1 protein-coding gene is annotated in these 1,217 nt (G+C 55.5%); it reads left to right on the top strand.

Going from position 1 to position 1,217, the window contains the following annotated elements:
- Positions 1 to 56 precede the first annotated feature (56 nt).
- Positions 57 to 1,183, top strand: a protein-coding gene (locus tag AC2FJ6_RS20820; RefSeq protein ID WP_496669864.1) for an IS3 family transposase whose coding sequence is annotated in 2 segments (ribosomal slippage) — positions 57 to 321 and positions 321 to 1,183 — 1,128 coding nt in all. Because the reading frame shifts where the segments join, the coding sequence is not laid out codon by codon here.
- Positions 1,184 to 1,217: the final 34 nt, after the last annotated feature.

The following is a 1,217-nucleotide window of genomic DNA, read 5'->3' as shown; positions in this document are numbered from 1 at the left end:
TGGGCCTCCCCAACTGAACTGGTCCACCGTTATGTTTAGGAAACGGAGGACCACGAATGGCAAACAAGAGACCAAAGCCCGAAGAGATTGTCTCGAAGTTACGGCAGGTTGAAGTTCTGATAGGGCAAGGCATGTCCCGTCTTGATGCGATCAGGCAGATCGGCGTTGTTGAACAAACCTATTACCGTTGGCGAAAGAAGTACGGCGGAATGGGTGTAGATCAGTTGAAAGAACTGAAGCGGCTTCAGAAAGAGAACGAGCGGCTGAGACGCGCGGTTTCAGATCTGACTTTGGACAAACTGATCCTCACGGAGGCGGCCAAGGGAAACTACTGAGCCCCGCTCGTCGTCGCGCCTGCATCAGCCATGTACGCAACCAGCTGAACGTTTCCGAGAGACGCGCCTGCCGCGTGCTTGGACAACACCGGTCCACGCAACGGCGCGTCCCACAAGGTCGCGCAGACGAAGACCGATTGGTGGCCGACATGATCGAGCTGACCCGTCAATACGGCCGATATGGCTATCGCAGGATCGCTGCATTGCTGAGAGAGGCTGGATGGTCTGTCAGCGATGGGCGAATTGAACGGCTTTGGCGACGAGAGGGGCTGAAAGTGCCAGCGAAACAACCGAAGAAAGGACGGCTCTGGCTGAACGATGGCTCGTGTGTTCGGCTGAGGCCGGAGTATCGCAATCATGTATGGAGCTATGATTTCGTCCATTGTCGAACCGACGATGGCAAAGCTTTTCGGACGCTGAACATCCTTGATGAGCACAGCCGGGAGTGCCTAGCGATTAGAGTGAAGCGCAAGCTGAACTCGGTCGACGTGATCGACGCCCTGACGGATCTGTTCATATTTCGAGGAGCACCCCGTTTCATACGTTCAGACAATGGGCCAGAATTTGTCGCCCAGGCTGTCCAAGACTGGATCGCCGCAGTTGGCGCCCAGACGGCTTACATTGAACCTGGCAGCCCGTGGGAGAACGGATACTGTGAAAGCTTTAATGGCCGGTTCAGGGACGAACTGCTCAACGGCGAGATCTTCTACAGCTTGGGCGAAGCTCAAATTCTGATCGAACAATGGAGGCGACACTACAACACCAAACGCCCCCACAGTGCTCTGGGCTATCGCCCGCCAGCGCCTGAAACCATCGTCCCGATGGATCACACGCCGATGATGCACTAACAATCAATTTGGACCAGTCAGATGAGGCTGCTCA

It is taken from the genome of Ruegeria sp. CDSA089 (assembly GCF_059612205.1).
Note: the sequence above shows the minus strand (reverse complement) of the source record. Positions and strands in the feature narration are given on the sequence as shown.